General features: G+C 70.2%; 17 protein-coding genes and 1 pseudogene. 13 read left to right on the top strand and 5 right to left on the bottom strand.

The window, feature by feature from the left end; genetic code table 11:
• Positions 1–41 precede the first annotated feature (41 nt).
• The gene (locus ACYVKI_RS06105; RefSeq protein ID WP_460689492.1) at positions 42–380 is read left to right on the top strand and encodes a DUF3039 domain-containing protein; all 339 of its coding nucleotides are present in this window, start codon (positions 42–44) and stop codon (positions 378–380) included.
• 264 nt (positions 381–644) lie between these two features.
• Positions 645–2,381, top strand: a complete 1,737-nt coding sequence (locus ACYVKI_RS06100) for a DEAD/DEAH box helicase (RefSeq protein ID WP_460689491.1) — start codon at positions 645–647, stop codon at positions 2,379–2,381.
• Positions 2,382–2,470: 89 nt separating this feature from the next.
• Here the strand turns inward: ACYVKI_RS06100 and ACYVKI_RS06095 are convergent, their stop codons facing one another.
• Positions 2,471–3,115, bottom strand: coding sequence for an isochorismatase family protein (locus tag ACYVKI_RS06095; RefSeq protein ID WP_460689451.1), 645 nt, complete (start codon positions 3,113–3,115; stop codon positions 2,471–2,473).
• A 73-nt stretch (positions 3,116–3,188) separates the two neighbouring features.
• Entirely contained in the window at positions 3,189–4,286 is a 1,098-nt protein-coding gene (locus tag ACYVKI_RS06090) for an NAD(P)/FAD-dependent oxidoreductase (protein WP_460689450.1), read from the bottom strand.
• 110 nt (positions 4,287–4,396) lie between these two features.
• Here ACYVKI_RS06090 and ACYVKI_RS06085 point away from each other — a divergent pair, with 110 nt between their 5' ends.
• Positions 4,397–4,963: a helix-turn-helix domain-containing protein gene (locus tag ACYVKI_RS06085; protein WP_460689449.1), complete on the top strand. Its 567-nt coding sequence runs from the start codon at positions 4,397–4,399 to the stop codon at positions 4,961–4,963.
• On the opposite strand, the gene ACYVKI_RS06080 is transcribed toward ACYVKI_RS06085, so the two are convergent.
• Entirely contained in the window at positions 4,956–6,212 is a 1,257-nt protein-coding gene (locus ACYVKI_RS06080; protein WP_460689490.1) for a nicotinate phosphoribosyltransferase, read from the bottom strand. The genes ACYVKI_RS06085 and ACYVKI_RS06080 overlap by 8 nt on opposite strands.
• Positions 6,213–6,329: 117 nt before the next feature.
• Here ACYVKI_RS06080 and clpS point away from each other — a divergent pair, with 117 nt between their 5' ends.
• The 7 genes and pseudogenes from clpS to ACYVKI_RS06045 all read left to right on the top strand — a co-directional run bounded on the left by clpS (position 6,330) and on the right by ACYVKI_RS06045 (position 11,762).
• Complete coding sequence (gene clpS / locus ACYVKI_RS06075) at positions 6,330–6,638, top strand: ATP-dependent Clp protease adapter ClpS (RefSeq protein ID WP_460689448.1); 309 nt, start codon at positions 6,330–6,332, stop codon at positions 6,636–6,638.
• Positions 6,639–6,643: 5 nt separating this feature from the next.
• Complete coding sequence (locus tag ACYVKI_RS06070; protein ID WP_460689447.1) at positions 6,644–7,321, top strand: DUF2017 family protein; 678 nt, start codon at positions 6,644–6,646, stop codon at positions 7,319–7,321.
• Positions 7,318–8,304, top strand: a complete 987-nt coding sequence (gene murI / locus ACYVKI_RS06065) for a glutamate racemase (protein WP_460689446.1) — start codon at positions 7,318–7,320, stop codon at positions 8,302–8,304. The genes ACYVKI_RS06070 and murI overlap by 4 nt, the downstream gene beginning before the upstream one ends.
• Positions 8,305–8,319: 15 nt before the next feature.
• A pseudogene (locus ACYVKI_RS06060) lies at positions 8,320–9,102 on the top strand (MBL fold metallo-hydrolase); the annotation flags it as partial.
• 196 nt (positions 9,103–9,298) lie between these two features.
• Entirely contained in the window at positions 9,299–10,039 is a 741-nt protein-coding gene (gene rph / locus ACYVKI_RS06055; RefSeq protein ID WP_460689445.1) for a ribonuclease PH, read from the top strand.
• Positions 10,036–10,692 (top strand): RdgB/HAM1 family non-canonical purine NTP pyrophosphatase, encoded by a 657-nt coding sequence (gene rdgB, locus ACYVKI_RS06050; RefSeq protein ID WP_460689444.1) that lies wholly within the window; start codon positions 10,036–10,038, stop codon positions 10,690–10,692. The genes rph and rdgB overlap by 4 nt, the downstream gene beginning before the upstream one ends.
• Positions 10,689–11,762: a 3'-5' exonuclease gene (locus ACYVKI_RS06045; RefSeq protein ID WP_460689443.1), complete on the top strand. Its 1,074-nt coding sequence runs from the start codon at positions 10,689–10,691 to the stop codon at positions 11,760–11,762. Before rdgB ends, ACYVKI_RS06045 begins: the two co-directional genes overlap by 4 nt.
• Here ACYVKI_RS06045 and ACYVKI_RS06040 read toward each other — a convergent pair.
• Positions 11,746–12,600 (bottom strand): ADP-ribosylglycohydrolase family protein, encoded by an 855-nt coding sequence (locus ACYVKI_RS06040; RefSeq protein WP_460689442.1) that lies wholly within the window; start codon positions 12,598–12,600, stop codon positions 11,746–11,748. The two genes, ACYVKI_RS06045 and ACYVKI_RS06040, sit on opposite strands and share 17 nt — an antisense overlap.
• A 150-nt stretch (positions 12,601–12,750) precedes the next feature.
• Here ACYVKI_RS06040 and ACYVKI_RS06035 point away from each other — a divergent pair, with 150 nt between their 5' ends.
• From ACYVKI_RS06035 to ACYVKI_RS06025, 3 genes are all read left to right on the top strand, one after another.
• Positions 12,751–13,992: an exonuclease SbcCD subunit D gene (locus ACYVKI_RS06035; protein WP_460689441.1), complete on the top strand. Its 1,242-nt coding sequence runs from the start codon at positions 12,751–12,753 to the stop codon at positions 13,990–13,992.
• Complete coding sequence (locus ACYVKI_RS06030; RefSeq protein WP_460689440.1) at positions 13,989–17,288, top strand: AAA family ATPase; 3,300 nt, start codon at positions 13,989–13,991, stop codon at positions 17,286–17,288. Before ACYVKI_RS06035 ends, ACYVKI_RS06030 begins: the two co-directional genes overlap by 4 nt.
• Before the next feature lie 74 nt (positions 17,289–17,362).
• Positions 17,363–18,787, top strand: a complete 1,425-nt coding sequence (locus ACYVKI_RS06025; protein ID WP_460689439.1) for a hypothetical protein — start codon at positions 17,363–17,365, stop codon at positions 18,785–18,787.
• On the opposite strand, the gene ACYVKI_RS06020 is transcribed toward ACYVKI_RS06025, so the two are convergent.
• Entirely contained in the window at positions 18,754–19,551 is a 798-nt protein-coding gene (locus tag ACYVKI_RS06020; protein WP_460689438.1) for an alpha/beta fold hydrolase, read from the bottom strand. The two genes, ACYVKI_RS06025 and ACYVKI_RS06020, sit on opposite strands and share 34 nt — an antisense overlap.
• Positions 19,552–19,563 lie beyond the last annotated feature (12 nt).

Raw genomic sequence — 19,563 nt, 5'->3', positions numbered from 1 at the left:
TCCGCCTCTCCGGCGATGAGGAGCAGGCCCCGGTCGCCGCCATGTCCTCCTTCGGCATGCACAGCGCAGACCCGTCCTCCGCTCCGTCACCCGGCGGAGCAGCGACGATCGAGCGCGAGCACCAGGAGCAGCTGGCCGAGCCCGGGGACCACGAGCGTTTCTCGCACTACGTGAAGAAGGACCGGATCATGGAGTCGGCCCTGGAGGGCGGCGCCGTCGTCGCTCTCTGCGGCAAGGTCTGGGTCCCGTCGCGTGACCCGAAGAAGTTTCCGGTGTGCCCGGAGTGCCAAGAGATCTATGACGGCATCCAGGGTGGCGACGGAGAGGGCGACTCCGGCGGCGGCCGCGGAGGGTTCTTCGGCTTCGGCCGCAATCGCTGAGCCCCTCCGGATCACCACGGCGGCTGCCCCGCTCACCTGATCTCCGCTCTGCCGGGCGGGGTCGCAGCCGATGTCACATCCTGCCCGGCAGGATCGGGGGAACCGGGTGCCGACAGCGTGCCGTTCCGGCCTCGCTGCGTCGACGGATTCCCCGGACCAGACCATCAGACCTCGATCTTCAAGGGTGCAAGCACAGCTGTGACTGATTCCTCAGGCGTCCAGACGGAGTCGCTGTTCGACGTCGGCACCGATGTCGGCGCCTCGATGCCGCCGGTGTATCCGCATCGGGCCGCCCGCGGCACGGCGCCGAAGCTGCGCCAGTGGCAGCAGGAGGCTCTGGACCTCTACATCCGTAAGTCCCCCCGTGACTTCATGGCCGTGGCGACCCCCGGCGCGGGCAAGACCACCTTCGCGCTGCGCGTGGCGAAGCTGCTGGTGGACTCCGGGGAGATCAACCGCATCTGCGTGGTGGCCCCCACCGAGCATCTGAAGCGTCAGTGGGCTGACGCGGCCTCGCGGATCGGGCTGGCGCTCGACCCCAACTTCAAGAACTCCGACGGGCGGCACGGGCGGCATTTCATCGGCGTGGCGGTCACCTATGCGCAGGTGGCGAACAAGCCGGCCCTGCACCGGAACAAGACCGAGGCGGGCCGCACTCTGGTGATCCTGGACGAGATCCACCATGCCGGTGACGCGCTGTCCTGGGGAGACGGCATCCGGGAGGCGTTCACCCCGGCGGTGCGTCGTCTGGCGCTGACCGGTACACCCTTCCGTTCCGACACCTCGCCGATCCCGTTCGTGGACTACACCGAGGATGCCGACGGGGTGCTGCGGTCCCAGTCCGACTACTCCTACGGCTACGGTCCCGCCCTGAAGGACAAGGTCGTCCGTCCGGTGGTCTTCATGGCCTACTCGGGGAACATGCGCTGGCGGACCTCCTCCGGAGAGGAGATGGAGGCGCAGCTGGGAGAGGCGGCCACCAAGGACATCACCAACCACGCCTGGCGCACTGCACTGAACCCGGAGGGCGAGTGGATCCCCTCGGTGCTCTCTGCGGCACACAAGAGGCTGCTCCATGTCCGGGAGAGGGTCGAGGACGCCGGGGGCCTGGTCATCGCCACCGACCACGAGGCCGCGCGGGCCTACGCGGCGCAGCTGGACAGGCTCACCGGGCAGAAGACCACGATCGTGCTCTCCGACGACAAGGAGGCCTCCCAGCGCATCGAGGACTTCTCCGCAGACGGCTCCCGAATGTGGATGGTCGCGGTCCGCATGGTCTCTGAGGGCGTCGACGTCCCGCGACTGTGTGTGGGGGTCTATGCGACCTCGACGTCGACTCCGCTGTTCTTCGCCCAGGCGATCGGTCGCTTTGTGCGCCGCCGCAACGCCAACGAGGTCGCCAGTGTCTTCCTTCCCTCGGTGCCGGTGCTGACCGCGCTGGCCAATGAGATGGAGGAGGAGCGGGACCACGCCCTGGATGCGCCGCAGGCCGCTGATGAGGAGGCCGAGATCCCGGAGCAGGACCTCCTCGATGAGGCGGAGCAGGAGGACCGGGCCTCTGAGGAGCTCACCAAGGGCAAGTTCGCTGCTCTGCACTCCAACGCTTCGTTCGACAAGGTGCTCTTCGACGGTGACGAGTTCGGCATGGGGGGCGCGGTCGGCTCAGAGGAGGAGATGGACTTTTTGGGCATTCCTGGGCTGCTGGAGCCGGAACAGGTCTCCACGTTGCTCCAGGAGCACCAGGCTCAGCAGCTGAAGCGGCGCCCACAGGCCGCCCAGGAGCGCTCGGCCGACGTGGTGGATCACCGCCAGCTCAAGAAGCTCCGCGGTCAGCTGAACACCTCGGTCTCGGCCTACTCGGCGAAGACCGGGATGCACCAGGGCGTCATCCACAACAAGCTGCGCGAGGCCTGCGGGGGGCCGCAGGTCGGTCAGGCCACCCAGGCGCAGCTGGAGGCCCGGCTGACGAAGCTGCAGAACTGGTTCGTCGGCCGCAAATGAGCCGCACGTGAGTCCCACGTGAGCCCGGGCCGCGACGCCGAGGGCCGCGGCACAGAGTTCGTCGAGGGGTTCAGAGTTCGTCGAGGGGTTCAGAGTTCGTCGAGGGTGAGCACCTCGACCTCGGCCTCGGCGAACTCCTCCCAGGTCTCGGCGACCCGCTCGTCGTCGACTCCGGCGGTCAGTTCGCGGATGACGCGGACCCGATAGCCGTTCTCCACGGCGTCGAGGACGGTGGCCCGCACACAGTGGTCGGTGGCGAGTCCCACGACGGTGACAGTGTCGATCTCCTGCTCGGCCAGCCAGGCGTGAAGGTCCGGGGCGTCGTCGGCGACAGCGTCAGCCGGTGCGACTTTGACACCTTTCTCGCCTTCGAGAGTCCCGACCCGCTCAGGGTCTCCGAGCACCCCTTCGAATCCTGAATATCCGTCGGAGTAGAGCCCCTTCAGGAAGCGGGTCCCGATGTGATCGGTGTCCATATCCACGTGGAGTTCCGCCCCGGGTGTGCCGGCCACACAGTGGACCGGCCAGCTGGTGCGGAAGTCCGGCTCCTGGGAGAAGTGTGCACCAGGGTCGATGTGCCAGTCCTGAGTCGCGACGACGGCGTCGAACTCCGCATGCGCCTCTTCGAGGAACTCGCTGATCTCTCCGGCCACCTGGGCGCCGCCGGTCACCGCGAGTGTGCCGCCCTCGCAGAAATCATGCTGGACGTCGACGATGATCAGGGCCTCGGCCATGGAACTGCTCCTTCGACGGTGGGTGTGGGTTCCTCCTCGTGGTCTCCACGCTACTGCACCGCGGAAGGAACGGTCACGCGCGCGAAGCGCAGGATCGCGGGGCGAGATCGTGCCGGTCCTCCTCCTGCTGGGGTGGCTGCTGGGGTGTCTGGGGGGCTCTCTGCTGGGCTCTCTGCTGGGCTGCGTCGAAGTCTTCGCTCACCAGCGCCATGTTGGCCCCTGCTCCGGCCATGGTGCCGGCGCTCATCGCCACCACCACATTGGCCCCCGGGCTGGCGAGGTTCCCGGCCGCCCAGATGCGCGGATGGCTGGTGCGGCCTGTGGCGTCGACGGTCAGGACGTCGCCCATCGGACTCGGCGCACGCTCCAGCTCGAAGCCGGCGAGGAACTCGTCGTGGGGGCGCAGCGCGCCCAGGGTGAACAGCGCATCGACCGGGACGTGGCGTCCGTCGGCCAGGGCCACCGACGAGAGTGCGGACCCCTGGCCCTCGACTGCTGCGACCTCCACGGTCTCGATCGTCACGCCCCGTGATCTCAGGCGAGCGGCGGTCTCCTCCGGCAGTTCTCCGGCGCCGGCGCTGAAGAACGTGAGGCGGTCTGTCCACTGTCGCAGCAGCTCGGCGTGGTGCAGGGCGAGCGGGCTGGTGGCCAGCACGCCGATGCGCTGTCCACGGACCTCCCAGCCGTGGCAGTAGGGGCAGTGCAGCACGGACCGCCCCCAGCGCTCGGCCAGCCCGGGGATCTCCGGCAGGTCGTCGGAGAGTCCGCCGGCGGCGATGACGACGCGGCCGAAGACGGTCCGACCGTCCTCCAGGGTGGCGACCAGGGAGGTGGGACCCGCCTCGCCGGTGGACTCTGCCAGGCGGGAGACGCGGCCGGTGACGAGGTCGGCGCCGTAGCTCAGCGCCTCCTGGCGCCCGCGCCGCAGCAGTTCGGCGGGGTCGATCCCTTCGTGGCCGAGCACGGTGTGCATATGGGAGGCGAAACGGTTGCGCGGGGCGCCGGCGTCGATGATCAGGACGCGCCGCAGGGACCGTCCGAGGGCGACGGCGGCGCTGAGCCCGGCGGGCCCGCCGCCGATGACGAGGGCGTCATAGAGCTCTCCCTCGGCGGTGGAGGGGGTGTGGTCGGTGGACGGTCCGGTGCTGGGGGTGTCTGTGCCTGTGGTCATGGCTCCATCGTCCTCCTGCGAGACATTCTCAGAAATACGTCTTGCAGAAATGGCAAGAAGTGGGCACCATCGAGAGGAGAGGACACGTCGAGCGGAGAGGATGACGGCGGATGAAGGAGCTCGCCCACGTCGGGATCAGGCTGCGAGCCGCCCGCACCGGACGCGGCTGGACCCTGGACCGGCTGGCCCGCGCCTCCGGGATCTCCGCCTCGACCATCTCGCGGCTGGAGTCAGGGAAGCGTCAGGCGAGTCTGGAGCTGCTGCTGCCGCTGACCCGAGAGCTCGGGGTCGCCGTCGACGACCTGCTGGTGCTGCAGACGCCGGATCCCCGCGTCCGCCGGCCGGGCTGGCGCGCGGACGGGATGGCCGTCCAGCCGCTGTCCGGGGAGCGGTCCCCGGTCAACGCCTTCCGGATCACCTATGCGGAGCGTCCGCGGCAGGACCAGCTGCACACCCACCCCGGCTATGAGTGGTTCTACGTGACCTCCGGTCGGCTGCGGCTGCAGCTGGGCGACGAGGAGCTGATCCTCACTCGCGGGGAGGCCGCCGAGTTCGACACGCTCATCCCGCACAATCTCAGCTCGGCCGGCCCGGAGGAGGCCGAGATCATCAGCCTCTTCAGCGAAGAGGGGGTCGCTCCACACACGGCGCCGGAGGAGACCGACGAGGTCAGCTGAAGATCGTGGGCAGCACCGGCTCGCCCCCCTGAAGCCGACCGGCGGTGGCGGGAAGCTCCCCCACTGAGACCCGATGACGCTCCTGGGCGCGCACCACGCCCTCGGCACCGGTGTGCTCGGTACGGATCTCGCCGGCGACCACCAGCGGCACCATCAGCTCCCGGTGCGGGACCTCCGGCGAGGGGGCGCCCCCGACGCCGATCAGCTCCGCTTCGGCCACGCCTGCGGCGTCATAGGTGCGCACCGGATGTTTGACCCCGCCGACGCTGGTCTTGCCTGTCGACGCCTTCGCCACCGGGACCATGACCCCGTCATCGTCGGTGCGACCCACCAGCTTGTAGACCATCGAGGCCGTCGGCGCCCCGGACCCGGTGACCAGCTGGGTGCCCACTCCATAGGAGTCCACCGGCGCGGACTGCAGCCTCGCGATCGCGTACTCATCCAGGTCCGACGTCACGATGATCCGCGTCTCGGTGTTGCCCAAGGAATCCAGCAGGGCACGCACCTGGTGGGCCTGCTCGATCAGGTCCCCGGAGTCGAGCCGGACCGCTCCCAGCTCCGGGCCGGCGATCTCCACCGCACGATGCACTGCCGCCTCGACGTCGTAGGTGTCCACCAGCAGTGACGTGCCGGCGCCGAAGGCCTCCACCTGCGCGGTGAAGGCCTGCTCCTCCGAATCGTGCAGCAACGTGAACGCATGGGCCGCGGTGCCCAGAGTGGGCAGACCCCACCGACGGCCGGCCTCCAGGTTGGAGGTCGCTGAGAACCCGGTGATGACCGCCGCCCGCGCGGCGGCGACTGCGGAATGTTCCTGAGTCCGTCGTGAGCCCATCTCCACGCACGGGCGCTCGCCGGAGGCCATGGTCATCCGGGACGCGGCGGACGCGACGGCGGAGTCATGGTTGATCACCGAGAGGATGTAGGTCTCCAGCACGGCCGCCTCGGCGAAGCTGGCCTCCACGCGCAGCACCGGCGAGTGGGGGAGATACACTTCGCCCTCGGCGTAGCCGTGGATGTCTCCGGTGAACCGGTAGTCACGCAGGAACTCGAGGGTGGCGGCGTCGACGATGTCCTGACCGGCCAGGAAGTCCAGCTCCGGGCCGCCGAAGTGGAAGTCCGCCAGGCCCTCGAGCAACCGCCCGGTGCCGGCGACGACGCCGTAGCGGCGTCCTGCCGGCAGGCCGCGGGTGAAGACTTCGAACACGCAGCGTCGGTGTGCCGCCCCGGAGCGCAGGGCGGCCTGGACCATGGTCAGTTCGTACTGGTCGGTGAGCAGCGCCGTGGAGGGACGCGCAGCGGCCGGCGAAGCGCCGAGGGCTCGTGGGCGGAGTGAATCTGTCACGCCCTCCAGCGTAGAATACCGGGCATGAGCTCCGTGGAAGGGTCGACGCTCACCCATGAGGAGACCGATCTCGAGGCTGAGTTCTCGTCGCTCCTGCAAGTGCAGCGTCCGTACCAGGTGGTCGTCTGGAACGACCCTGTGAATCTGATGTCCTATGTCGCCTGGGTGTTCCGCAGCTACTTCGGACATTCCCGGCAGCGCGCGCACCAGCTGATGATGCAGGTCCACGAGCAGGGCCGTGCCGTGGTGGCCACCGGCACCCGGGAACAGGCCGAACGCGACGTCACGGCGATGCACCACTACGGCCTGCAGGCCACCCTCGAGGAGGCCTGATCCCCATGGCCACCGCCTTCCGCGCCACCTCCCGCGGCTACCGCGCCGACCTCGACGCGCACGAGCGCCGCCTGCTGAGCTCGCTGTGCGCCGACGTCATCGAACTGCTGCAGTCCCGCACCGCCGAGGTCTCCGAGGCGGCCGGGGAGGGCGCCGAGTCCACAGCCTCCGCCAGCGCGACGGGCAGCGAGGACACGGTACCGGGCACGCTCGAGGATTCCGTGCTCGCGCACTTCAGCGCCGAACTCGCCGGCCTCGGCGGATCCCAGACCCTTGAGGCTCCGCAGGACGAGGTGCTCGCCCGGCTGCTCCCCACGTCCTCCCGAGATCCGGAGCAGGCGGCTCAGCTGCGCCGGCTCTCCGAGGGGTCGCTGCGAGAGTCCAAGATCGCCGACCTGCGCACGGCCCGCATGCTGCTGGAGTCCACCCCCGTGCACCTGACTGAGGATCAGGCCCCGTTGTTCGGCCGTGCCCTCAACGACGTGCGCCTGACCCTGGCCACCCGCCTGGACATCCGCAGCGAAGAGGACGCCGAAAAGGTGCATCATGCGGCGGTCTCCAGCGGAGCGAAGGACACCGAGACGTTCATGGCCGAGATCTACACCTTCATCACCTGGCTGCAGGAGACCCTGTTCACCGCCATGGTGGAGCTTCTCCCTGACGAGGACGAGGCCCCTGAATGACGACCGACGCACCGTCGCCCCAGACGCCCCGCAGGGACGCCCCGATCGGGATATTCGACTCCGGCGTCGGAGGTCTGACCGTCGCCCGGGCGGTGTTGGACCAGCTGCCGCGGGAATCCGTGCTCTACATCGGTGACACCGCCCACGGCCCGTACGGGCCGCTGCCTATCGCGAAAGTCCGGGCGCAGTCGCTGGGCGTCATGGACGAGCTCGTCGACTCCGGAGTCAAAGCGCTGGTCATCGCCTGCAACTCCGCTTCCTCCGCCGTGCTCCGCGACGCTCGAGAGCGGTACACCGCTCGCCGAGGCATCCCCGTGGTGGAGGTCATCCAGCCGGCTGTGCGCCGCGCCGTCGCGGCGACGCGCAACGGTCGGATCGGCGTCATCGGCACCTCCGCCACCGTCGGCTCCCGCGCCTACGAGGACACCTTCGCCGCCGCCCCGCAGCTGACCATCACCTCAGCGGCCTGTCCGCGTTTCGTCGAGTTCGTCGAGCGTGGGATCACCGCCTCGCCCGAACTCCTCGCCGCGGCCGAGTCCTACACCGCTCCGCTGCGCGAGGTCGACGTGGACACCCTGGTGCTCGGCTGTACGCATTATCCGCTGCTGACCGGGGTGCTCTCCTATGTGATGGGAGACGGGGTGACCCTGGTCTCCTCCGCCGAGGAGACCGCCAAGGACCTCTTCGCCGCGCTCACTCGGCAGGGGCTGCTGCGCGAGGCCGACGCCCCGGCCGGAGAACATGCCTTCCTCTCCACGGGCCCGGCTGAGTCGTTCCATCGGCTCGCCCGACGCTTCCTGGGCCCGGAGGTCGGTGCCGTGCGCCAGACTGATCATGTGACGGAGACCTACCCCACCGGTGTGATTCCGCAGGTCACCGACGCTATGCTGACCCGTGCGACCGCGCCGTCGAGGTCAGCGGCTCCGACGAGACCGGTTCCTGAGACCCCGACGCCGTCGGCCGCCGGCGGCGAGACGACCTGAGGGGACTGGCAGGACATGGAACTGACGATCATCGGATGCAGCGGCTCGTTCCCCGGGCCGGAATCCCCGGCCTCGTGCTACCTGCTCAGCGCCGAGCATGAGGGTCGCACCTGGCGGATCATCCTTGACCTCGGCAACGGTGCTCTGGGCAAGCTGCAGCAGCACATCGCGCTGGAAGACCTCGACGCCGTCTGCCTGAGCCATCTGCACCCGGATCACTACATGGACCTCTGCGGCCTGCACGTGGCGATCCGTTGGCGCCCCGGTGGCTGGCCCGGCAGACATCTTCCCGTCTACGGCCCCCTCTACACCGACCAGCGCATCGCCAACGCCTACGGCATGGAACCTGACCCGGGGATGCACCCGGACTTCGACTTCTGCAGCTGGAACCCGTGGCAGGCCGAGCAGATCGGCCCCTTCACGATCACCCCGATCCCGGTGCGGCACCCCATCGAGGAGGCCTATGCGCTGCGTGTGCAGGTCACCGACGCCGGGGGCCAGGTCAGCACGATGACCTACTCGGGTGACACTGACGCCTGCGAGAACCTCATCGAGGCCGCTCGTGGAGCTGACCTGTTCCTCTGCGAGGCGGCCTTCGAAGACGGCCGGGACGACCACATCCACGGGGTGCACCTCAATGGGCACCGCGCCGGGGAGACGGCCTCCGCAGCCGCCGTGGGGCGCCTGCTGCTCACCCACATCCCGGTCTGGACCTCCCGGCGGGTCCTGCTGGACCACGCCCGCCTCACCTACTCCGGGGACATCGCCGTCGCCGTCGGCGGGGTCACCTACCGGGTCGCGCCCGGCCCGTCCGCCGGAGCGGGCGGTCACCCGGACGTCACCGACCCGTCCCGGTCCGGGACTGCCCCGTCGCCTGCTCCAGATCGTCCCGCACACTCTGAAGGTCCCCGAGGTCCCGCAGACCCTGAACATCCAGAACATCCTGAACATCCAGAACATCCAGAAAACCCTGAGAGGACTGTGAGAGCACAGCGTGACTGAGAACCTTCTGCGAGCCGATGGACGCGCTCCCGACCAGCTGCGCGAGGTCAACATCACCCGCGGCTGGTCCGCGCATGCCGAGGGCTCGGCGCTCATCGAGTTCGGCGACACACGAGTGCTGTGCACCGCCTCCTTCGAGTCGACCGTCCCGCGCTGGCTCAAAGGCCGGGGCAGCGGCTGGGTCACCGCCGAGTACGCCATGCTTCCACGAGCCACCAACACCCGCTCCTCCCGAGAGTCCGTGAAGGGCAAGATCGGCGGGCGCACCCATGAGATCTCCCGGCTGATCGGCCGCTCGCTGCGCGCCGTGGTCGACACGTCGGCCCTGGGCGAGAACATGATCACCCTGGACTGCGACGTCCTGCAGGCCGACGGCGGCACCCGCACCGCGGCGATCACCGGCGCCTATGTGGCGCTCGCCGACGCGATCGCCTGGGCGCGGGGAGAGGGCCATGTGGCTCGCCGCGCCGAGGTGCTCACCGGTTCGGTCGCGGCGGTCTCGGTGGGCATCCTGCCGGACGGCACTGCTGTGCTGGACCTGCCCTACTCGGAGGACTCCACGGCGGAGACTGACATGAACGTGGTGACCACCGGGGACGGCGCGTTCATCGAAGTGCAGGGCACCGCCGAGGGAGCGCCCTTCCGCCGCGATGAGCTCGACGCGCTGCTGGACCTCGCTCTGACCGGCACCGCGGAACTGACCCGCCGGCAGCGGGAGGCGCTGGAGCAGTGACTGCCGTCGCTCCCTCTGACGAGGCCCGGATCGTGCTGGCCACCCGGAACCCCGGGAAGGTCCGGGAGTTCCGCGCCTTGCTGGCCGACTCTCCCGACCTGCGAGGACATGACCTCCAGACCGCCGTCGTCGATGCCGCATCGGCCGGCTGCCGGGAGGTGCCGGAGACCGGGGTGACCTTCGAGGAGAATGCCCTGCTGAAGGCCCGCGCCGTCGCGGTCGAGACGGGACTCCCCGCCGTCGCCGACGATTCGGGACTCGCGGTGGAGGTGCTCGGCGGTGCTCCGGGCATCTTCTCCGCCCGATGGGCCGGCGCCGGGGCCTCGGACGAGAAGAACCTGCAGCTGCTGCTCGAACAGCTCGCCGACATCGCCCCTGTGCACCGCAGGGCCGCCTTCGTCTGCGCGGCCGCCCTGGTGCTGCCCGAGGGATACGAGACCACACGGGTGGGGCGCTTGGAGGGGGCGCTGCTCACCGCGCCCCGCGGCGAGGGAGGTTTCGGCTACGACCCGATCCTGCAGCCGACGGGGGAGACGCGCAGCTGCGCTGAGCTCACCATGGAGGAGAAGAACGCCATCTCCCACCGTGGCCAGGCGTTCGCCGCCCTCCGGGATGAGATCGTGACGGTCCTGGCGAGGGCCGTCGACCAGTGAGTCTCGACTTCACCGCGGTCGACTTCGAGACGGCCAATGGGTTCCGCGGCTCGCCCTGCTCTGTGGGGCTGGTGCGCATCCGCAACGGTGAGGAGGCGGCCACCCACTACACCGAGCTTCGCCCCCCGGTCGGCTTCGACCGCTTCGATCCGAAGAACGTCTCGGTGCACGGGCTCACCGCCGAAGAGCTTGTCGAGGCGCCACGTTTCGCCGAGGCCTTCGCTGAGATCGAGGCGTTCATCGGCGGTGACACCCTGGTGGCGCACAACGCCGCCTTCGACATCGAAGTCTTCCAGGCCGCGCTGGAGGTCAGCGGAATGGACTCCCCGGGTCTGCGCTGCTGGTGCTCTGTGCAGCTGTCTCGGGCCGTCTTTGACCTGCCCTCCCATGCGTTGCCTCGGGCTGCGGCCGAGGCGGGCCACACCTTGGGCCGCCACCATCACGCTCTGGAGGACGCCCGTGCCAGTGCGGCGATCGTCTGCGACATCTCCGCACGGCTCGGGATCTCCGAGCTCGAGGCGCTCTTCAGCTCCCGTGCCCTGGAACCGGTGGTCCTGCCGGCCTGGGACGGTGCGCCGGAGGAATACTCCCGCGCCACCACTCAGGTGCTGGCCATGGGGCCGATCTTCGATTCGCGGGTCCGGACCGTCGCCGATGCGGCGCTTCCCGATCTGCTCCGCTGGCAGGACGAGGGACGCAACCTTTCGCCGGCGCAGGACGCGGATCCCGACCATCCGCTGCATGGGCAGCAGGTGGCGTTCACCGGCAGCCTGAGCATCCCGCGCCCCGAGGCGAAGCGACTGGTGGCCGCCCACGGCGGGCAGACGTCGTCCCGCGTCACAGCGGGCACCACCCTGCTGGTGGTGGGGGACGGCTACCGGCACGGCGGGCCGGAAGCCCAGATCCCGCTGCAGACGAACAAGTCCCGCAACGCGCTGCGGCGCCGCGCCCAGGGGCAGATGCTGCGGCTCCTCTCCGAGGAGGAGTTCCGTGAGCTGCTCGGCGAATCCTGGCCCGCCACTGCGGCCCCTCCGCCGACGGCGGTGATCCGGCTCACCGCGGAGCCGTGACCTCCTGCCACCGGGGCTGCAGCATCGACTGCAGCATCTGCTCGATCTCCTGCGGGATCGCGGACCCAGTGGGTGACCGGCCGGCGGCGGCCTGGACCTGGGCGCACACCACCGCGGTGGCTGTCGCGTCGACGTCGCCCATGATCTGTCGGGCCTGGGCGAGCGCCTGCTCGACCGCCGTCGGCTCCGGCTCCTCCTGCGCTGCGAGGTCGCGGATCAGACCGATGAGGCGCCGCGCGTCGGTCTGCAGCCGCGGATGCCCGTGCGTCAGGGCGAGCGCCTGCTCCGTCCAGCTCAGGACCATGGAGTCCTCGACATAGGGGATCAGCGCCAGCGGGATCAGCCGCAGCAGCCCGGCGGGGTGATCGATCTGCGGCTGCGCCGGGGAGGACTGATGAGCCATCTCTCCGGAGGCCAGGCCCCGACGGGAGACCTCGCCGCTGTCGGCCAGCAGACCCAGCCGATCGTCTCGTTCGCCCAGCAGCCGGGCGAACGTGCGGTCGATGTCGCGGTGCGGCGGCGCGGGGGCGCCCTCTGGGAAGGAGCCCGTCAGCAGACGGTGCCACCGCAGCGAGGCCAACCAGAGGCATGCCAGCGGGTCGGCGGCGATGCCCTGCCGGGTCCAGTCGAGAAGTTCGAGGAGACCATCGGCGAGGCAGACCTGGTGCAGCGCCTCGGCATGCAGTCGGGGGCCGGAGGCGTCGACGCGGAGGCCGGCCCCCAGCCCGGCCCGCAGCACGGGGCCGAACCGTCGGATCAGCACCTCATCAGCCGGGGAGGCACCGGTGTCAGGGCCGGGGGAAGTCGAGGGTATGTCCTGAGTCTCATCACAGCTCACGTCCCCACTGTATCGAGTGGCTGTATCGAGTGGCTGTATCGAGTCGCCGTCGCTGTTCCGGAGGCCGGGCTCCGGATCAGCGACGACGTCTGGGCGGCCCCGCAGCGCGTCCGTCGGGAACGTGTCACCGGCTGCCGATACCGTGGTGCCATGCGATGGCTCCACACGTCCGACTGGCATCTGGGACGCGGTTTCCACGGCACCTCCCTGCGTGAGGCGCAGCAGGAGATGCTCGACACCGTGTGCCGAACTGTGGAGGAGCAGCAGGTGGACGTGCTGCTGGTCGCCGGCGACGTCTACGACCGTGCCCTTTCGCCCGAGTGGGCGGTCAGCATGCTGGAGCGCTGTCTGGAACGTCTGGCGCAGGCCGGGGTCACCGTCATCATCACCTCCGGCAACCATGACTCCGCTCAGCGCCTGGGCTTCGGCCGCGGGCTGATGGCCGCCTCCGGCGTGCACCTGCGCACCTCCCTGGAGGACGCCTGGACTCCGGTGGTCCTCGATGACGGGAAGGAACGGACCTTCGTCTACGGAGTGCCGTATCTGGAGCCGCAGCTCTACGCCTCCCGCCTCGGGCTCGACCGGGCCAGCCACACGGCCCTCATGCAGGAGGTCATCTCGCGGATCCGGGAAGACCTCACCCGCCGTCGTGCCGAACTCGCCGTCGGGACCGAGGTCCGGACTGTGCTGATGGCCCACCTCTTTGCCGCCCAGGGCGTGGGGTCCGACTCGGAGCGGATCATCGGGGTGGACGCGCCGGTGGGAGAACCGGTGGAACACTCGGAGGAGAGCGCGGGCGGGCTCGCCGTGGTGCCGCTGTCCCTGTTCGACGGGTTCGACTACACGGCTCTGGGTCACCTGCACGGTCGTCAGCGTCTGGCCCCGCAGGTCCGCTACAGCGGTTCGCCGCTGCGGTACTCGTTCTCCGAGGCCCGCCAGGCCAAGGGCGCCTGGCTCTGGGACAGCACTGACTGGACGGCGATCACCGCGGTGGACTGGCGGATCGGCCGGGGCCTCGCCCAGCTCAGCGGTCCGTTGGAGGAGATTCTGGACGAGGACACTGTCCGGCAGCACGGCGAGGACTTCGTCCAGGTGACCGTCACCGACGCCCTGCGCCCCGAGAGGGCCTTTCAACGCGTCCAGGAGGCCTATCCGCATCTGGCGACGTTCACCCACCGGCCCCCGGAGCGGCCCGGGGCCGCCCTGAGCTACGCCGAGGCTCTGCAGCGGGCGGAGACTCCTGCTCAGGTGGTGGGTTCATTCCTGGACCACGTCCGCGGGCGGGGCCCGGGGGAGCAGGAGCAGCAGATCCTGGAGCAGGCCCTGGCCGAGGCCGGCGTCGCCCCCGGAGACGGCCGTGCCCCGACGACGGAGGCGGAGAGGACGCGATGAGGCTGCACCGGCTGACGCTGACGGCCTTCGGGCCCTTTCCCGGCAGAGAAGAGATCGACTTCGACGCGCTCAGCGCCGACGGGCTCTTCCTGCTGCATGGCCGCACCGGCTCCGGCAAGACCACGGTGCTCGACGCGGTCACTTTCGCCCTCTACGGCGACGTCCCCGGTCAGCGAGATGTCGCAGGACTGCGCAGCCACCACGCCCCGCCGGGGCGGGAGCCCAGCGTGGAACTGGAGTTCACCCAAGGCGGCTGTCGGTGGATGATCCGCCGCACCCCGCCGTACCTGCGTCCCAGCCGGCGGGCCAAGGCGGGGGTCGTCCCGCAGAACCAGACGGTCGTCCTGAAGGTCCACCGGTCGGGCCAGTGGCAGGAGGTGACCAGCGGAGTCCAGGCCGCCTCTCACGAGATCCGGGACATCCTGCCCCTGGATCGGCACCAGTTCACCCAGGTGATCCTGCTGCCGCAGGGAGAGTTCGCCCAGTTCCTCCATGCCAACAGCGCGGAGAAGCAGAAGCTGCTGCAGAAGCTCTTCGACACGGCGCTCTACCAACGGCTGGAGACGGGGCTCAACGAGCGGGCCAAGGACTTGCGTGAGCGCATCGGCCGGGCCGACCAGCGGGTGGAGGCCACCGCCCAGGGCGTGCACACCGCGGCCCAGGCCATGGTGCGCCCGGTCCTCGGCGAAGAGCTGTCTCGATTCACCGCGGTGGAGCCCGAGGATCTGGCCGACACGGTGGAGCTGCTCGCAGCCTGGCTGGCGCGAGATCTGGAGCAGAACGAGCAGCTCGCCGCCGCAGATTCCCGCGCCGCGAGTCAGCGTGCCGAACAGCTCCGCGAAGACCGCACCGTGCTGCAGAAGCTGGCGGCGCTGGAAGAGCAGCGCGCGACGCACGAGAGCCGTCGGGCTGTGGTGCAGCGGCACCGCCGCGAGCTGACCCGCCACGAGCATGCCGTCGAGGTCCTGCGCTGGTTCGACCATGCTGACCGGCTCGACCAGGAAGCCGGGAACCGTCGTCAGAGCACGCTGGCACAGCTCTCTGCACTCCAGGAGGCCCTGGCGGGGCAGGACGACGTCGACGCCGCAGGAACCGCAGCGGCCGCGCTGGTGACGGCCGAGGGAGATCCGGACGTCGGGCCGCTGCACCGTCTGCTCACCGAGCTGGCCCACGTCTGTGGAGGGCTTCAGGAGCAGGACGCGGCTCGAGCCGAGGTGCACCGCCGTGATGTGTTGTCGGAGCTGGCTCGGGCTCGCCGTCAGGCCGATCAGGAGCAGGCCACCTGTCGCCGCCTCGATGAGGTGATCGCCGGACTCGACGCACAGGAACAGCAGATCCTCCGCGTCTGGCAGGACCCGGAGGACCTGGAGCAGCGGCTCAGCGGGTCGGCCGAGCTGCTGAGCCTGCACGGTCGCCGCACGGAGCTGGCCGAGCAGCTGTCAGGACGTCGGCAGAAGGCCGAACAGGCCGCAGGGCGGGCGCAGGAGGTCGCGCGTGCTGAGGAGGCCGCCGAGGAGGATCGGCGGAGACTGCTCACCGGGCATCTGAAGGCTGTCGCCCGTCGGCTCGCCGCTGACCTGGTCGAGGGTGAGCCGTGCCTGGTGTGTGGCTCCACCGAGCATCCCCATCCTGCAGGGAGTCCCTCGCCGCCGGCCGGGGAGCCCCCCACGACACATGATGTCGCGGAGGACCAGCCGGTGGAGGAAGACCGCCCGGGCGAGGTGACCATCGGTGAGGATGACGTCGAGCAGGCCACCGCCCGGCTGCACGAGGCCGCACGCCTCCGGGCGCGCGCAGACTCCGCTCAGGAGACGGCGCGGGAGTCGCTCCGCGAGCTGGAGGAGGAGCTGGACGCGCTGTCACGTCAGCTTCGCGCGACCGCGCTGGGTGACGCCGCAGCCGAGACACCGGTGGCTGCACGACCGACCGACGCCGTCGTGGAGGAGGCCGCCGCGGAGCACACAGAGGCTCGACGACGGCACGAGGAGTGGCAGCAGAGACTGCGGGATCAGCGCCGGCGAGAAACGGAGCTGTCCCGTCTCCGGGAGGAGCTCGCCGCCTCAAGGAGTCAGCGTCTCAGCGCCGCCCACGCCGCAGAGCGGACCACCGCTGAGGCCGCACGGCTGAGGCAGGACCTGGAGGCTCTGGACGAGGTGCTGAGCAGGCTGCGCGGCTCTCACGGCAGCGTCGAGGAGCGCCTCGCCGCACTGGAGTCCCTGCAGGCCCGGTGCCGGGAGGCCGAGACCTCGCTGAACCGGTGGAGGGAGCAGGAGCATGCCGCCCAGCAGGCCCGCGCCAGTGCCCGGCGGCAGCTGCAGGAGTCCCCTCTGACCATGAGTGAGGAGGCTGACGACGCTGGGGTGGAGGCCGCTGTGCTGGACGAGGCGACCGTCGATGCCTATCGGGAGGCTGTTGACGACTGGGAACGGGAGGCGCAGCGTCTCGAGCTCACCGACCAGACCCCGGAGATCGTCACCGCCCGCAGCCTGCGAGCCGCAGGACATGCTGTTCCCCAGGAGGCCACCGTCCAAGCCGCCGAGGAGCAGGCGGAGTCCGCAGCGGCGCGCCACGATCAGGCACGGTCGGACCGAGAGCGTTTCGAGGACCGCTTCCAGGCCGCTGTCGACGCATGCAGACGGCTCAGCGCGGCACTGCAGGCCAGGGATGAGGAGCTCCAGGAGCACCGCCGGCTCGCGGAGCTTGCCGCGACCCTGAACGGCACAGGCCCTGACAACCCCCGCCGCATGACGCTGACCAGCTACGTGCTGGCCGCGCGGCTGGAGAAGGTCGCCGTGGCGGCCACGCGTCATCTGCAGACGATGTCGGAGGGACGGTACCGACTCCGCCATGACGACGCCGAGGGCCCGGGGCGGCGCCACGGGCTGGAGCTGAAGGTCCACGACGAGCACAGCGACCATGAGCGCCCCACCTCGTCACTCTCCGGCGGAGAGACGTTCATGGCCTCCCTGGCGATGGCCCTGGGCCTGGCGGAGGTGGTCCAGTCCGAGGCAGGAGGTGTCGGCCTGGAGACTCTGTTCATCGATGAGGGCTTCGGCTCGCTGGACGAGGAGAGCTTGGACCATGTGATGGTCGCCCTGCACCGTCTGCAGGGAGAGGGTCGGCGCGTCGGCGTCGTCAGCCATGTCACGGAGATGCACCGGGCGATCCCGACCCAGCTGCAGATCCTCCGGCGGCGCACCGGATCCACAGTGCGGATGCTCATCCCCGGTGTCATAGACTCCCCGCAGCACGAGCAGCAGGAATCGCGTGCCGAGGAGGTCCTGTCCGGTCCCTGACCCTGGCCGGAGCCGGAGCTTTCGAGGATTCCCGCCCACCGATCGGGCGCTCGGCCGAACGAAGGAGGAGAGGCATGGATCGGGACGGCCCCGGGGACTGGCTCAGCGTCCCTGCGCGCCTTCCGGCTGCGCTTCTTCCCGTCGGGATGCTCTTCGCCGCAGGCGGCACCGGGTCGCTGACCACTACGGCCCTGATGACCAGCCTCGCGGTGATCGGACTGGCCCTGTCGGTGCCGGCTTCCGGGGCCGCGGCGGAGCGGCTCGGTCAACGGGCCGTGTTGTTGGCCTCCACCGGCCTGCATGTGGTGCTGCTGGTTCTGGTCCTCGCGGTGATCCCCTCCCTGGCGGTGGCCGATGCTCCGGGTTTCGGGACGGTGGGGGAGCAGCCCTCGCTGCCGCTGCTCGTCGTGGCGATGGTGTTCGCACTCCTGGCGGGGCTCACGGCACCGTCGGTGAGCGCGATGAGCAGGGCCCGTGGCTGGCAGATGCACGTCGCGTCTCCGGGGAAGGGACCGGCGGGCGGATCATGGATGCGGCGGGAGGCGGCCGTCGACGAGCTGCTGCTGGTGCTCTCCCCTCTGCTGGTGGGCCTGCTCAGCGGGGTGCTGGGGCCCGGTGCGGGGCTCAACGTCGCGGCTGTTCTGGGCGCCCTGGCGGTCCCGGCCTATGTGATGGGCCGGTTGTCCGCCGGTCAGGATCCAGCCCAGATTCCAGCCCAGGCCTCGATGCAGGATCCGGGGCAAAGTGCCGACGGCCCGCTGGAGCCGCTGCGCGTGCCGCTGCCCGCGGTGGAGCATGGGCAACAGATGGTCGTCGAGGCCCGCGGACGGTGCCCGGAGCGCCCGGCGCATCCGCCCCATTCGGCCGGGCGAGCAGATTCCTCCGGATGCTCCCGTCTGGTGGGCGCGCTGCTGATCAGCCTCGGGCTGGGCATCGTGGTCGGGGGAACGGTGCTCATGGCGTGGGTCATCGCCGAGGCCGCCTACCGGCCCGGGGCGGCCGGCCTGCTGCTGGGACTCAGCGGGGCGGCGGGGATGGTGAGCTCGCGGTGGCTGCCCACACGGTTCAGTGTGCTGGACGTTCCGCGGCGCCGCCGGCTCTTCGCCGTGCTGCTCGGCCTGTGTGCGCTGCTGTTGGCAGGCACCTCGGCGGTGACACTGCCGCACTCCGGAGGAATCGCCGCGTTGGTCGTCTCGGCGGTGTTCTTCCTCGGCGTGGGGGCTTCGTCAGGAGTGCTGCTGGTCGAGGTCTATCGGGTGGTGGCTCGTCGCGCACCCACCGCTGAGCTGGTCACCACATTGAGCACGGTGGCCGGTGCACTGCTGGTGGGACTGGTCCTGGGCCTGTGCGTCGCAGCGCTGCTGGCCGAGACGGTGAGCACGTCCTGGGCGGCGGTCGTCCTCATCATGGGCGGTATCATTCCGGTCGCGGTGGCCCTGCGGCCCGGACCGGGCGCGCCACCGGCTCAGGGCAGGGCGTCGAGGACCGAGTCCTTGTAGAGCCGGGAGGTCAGCACGTTGACGTGAGTGCGGCCAGGGATCTGGACGAACTGCGCCGCAGTCCCAGTGCTGCGGACCAGCTCTGCCAGTCGGGCGGCGTCAGCTGCGATCTCGTCCTGAGCGCCGGCGACCACCAGCGTCGGGACCGCGGGAATCGCGGCAGCGGGGTCGAAGGGATCGCCTGCGATGCTCAGGAGCAGCTCCACCACATGCGGCAGATTCTGGTCTGGCATGGCAGAGGCGACAGTCACCACGGATCGGGTCAGGTCGTCCGTCGGCAAGGCCCCGTCACGGGCCCAGCGGCGGGCCGCTTCGGCGTCCAGACCGACGAATCGGTCCGATGCCGGGGCTCCGCCCAGGATCAGAGTGCCCACCAGGTCCGGGTGCGCGGCGGAGAGCTGCCAGGCCAGCCGGGATCCCAGGGAGTACCCATGGACGGCCGGCAGCGCCCCCGAGGCGTCGGTCTCCACGAGCTCGCTCAGCAGAGCGCGCAGGTCGTCGATCAGATCCTGGGTCCGGACACCGGCCGGGTCCACCGCGGATGAGCTCCCATGCCCCGGCAGATCGACGGCGAGGATGCTTCGTCCCTGCCCGGCCAACGGATCCAGCCATCCGGTCTTCACCCAGTTGAACAGCACGTTGGATCCATAGCCATGGATCAGCATCACTGGGGCGCGGCCGGCGTCGGGCCGGCTCCACAGGTGGGCGGTGAGACCCGAGCCCGTGCGGCGGGCCTCGGGGGCGGGATAGTGCAGGCGCGCCACGGAGAGCTCCAG

The sequence above is a fragment of the Nesterenkonia suensis genome, assembly GCF_054782935.1.
The sequence above is the reverse complement of the archived record's forward strand: the minus strand, read 5'-3'. Positions and strand labels throughout refer to the sequence as shown.

Coding starts and splice junctions, on each gene's coding strand:
- ACYVKI_RS06085 (WP_460689449.1), top strand. CDS start 4,397: ATGAAGGAGCTCGCCCACGTCGGGATCAGGCTGCGAGCCGCCCGCACC.
- ACYVKI_RS06030 (WP_460689440.1), top strand. CDS start 13,989: ATGAGGCTGCACCGGCTGACGCTGACGGCCTTCGGGCCCTTTCCCGGC.
- ACYVKI_RS06080 (WP_460689490.1), bottom strand. CDS start 6,212: ATGGTCCAGGCCGCCCTGCGCTCCGGGGCGGCACACCGACGCTGCGTG.
- ACYVKI_RS06090 (WP_460689450.1), bottom strand. CDS start 4,286: ATGACCACAGGCACAGACACCCCCAGCACCGGACCGTCCACCGACCAC.
- ACYVKI_RS06025 (WP_460689439.1), top strand. CDS start 17,363: ATGGATCGGGACGGCCCCGGGGACTGGCTCAGCGTCCCTGCGCGCCTT.
- ACYVKI_RS06035 (WP_460689441.1), top strand. CDS start 12,751: ATGCGATGGCTCCACACGTCCGACTGGCATCTGGGACGCGGTTTCCAC.
- ACYVKI_RS06095 (WP_460689451.1), bottom strand. CDS start 3,115: ATGGCCGAGGCCCTGATCATCGTCGACGTCCAGCATGATTTCTGCGAG.
- ACYVKI_RS06105 (WP_460689492.1), top strand. CDS start 42: ATGTCCTCCTTCGGCATGCACAGCGCAGACCCGTCCTCCGCTCCGTCA.
- murI (WP_460689446.1), top strand. CDS start 7,318: ATGACGACCGACGCACCGTCGCCCCAGACGCCCCGCAGGGACGCCCCG.
- ACYVKI_RS06100 (WP_460689491.1), top strand. CDS start 645: ATGCCGCCGGTGTATCCGCATCGGGCCGCCCGCGGCACGGCGCCGAAG.
- ACYVKI_RS06070 (WP_460689447.1), top strand. CDS start 6,644: ATGGCCACCGCCTTCCGCGCCACCTCCCGCGGCTACCGCGCCGACCTC.
- clpS (WP_460689448.1), top strand. CDS start 6,330: ATGAGCTCCGTGGAAGGGTCGACGCTCACCCATGAGGAGACCGATCTC.